The organism is Monashia sp. HAY1-5C (assembly GCF_056755255.1).
The window spans coordinates 1-260 of sequence record NZ_JBPGXG010000457.1; the positions used below are offsets into that span (position 1 = coordinate 1).

General features: G+C 64.2%; 1 protein-coding gene. It reads right to left on the bottom strand.

Annotated elements, in window-relative coordinates:
• The coding region (locus ACR9ZK_RS22420; RefSeq protein WP_481344135.1) for an ABC transporter permease at positions 1-260 on the bottom strand (260 nt) is incomplete at both ends.

The following is a 260-nucleotide window of genomic DNA, read 5'->3' on the forward strand; positions in this document are numbered from 1 at the left end:
GTGCAGGGCGACGCCGACGATGACCACAATGATCGAGGCAATGAGGTTCGAGGCGATCTGCACGCAGAGTCGACTGGTCATGATGGTCCATGTCGGCGCCGGACTGACCCGGAGTCGTTGCAGGACACCCGCTTCGCGGTCGTGCGCGAGGGTCAGGCTGTAACCGAGCAGACAGGACGTGATCAGGCCGAGGGTGAGGGCCAGCCCGATGATGATGGCTGGTGAGCCCAGCCGCGATCCGGCCTTCCCTAGTGTTGTGG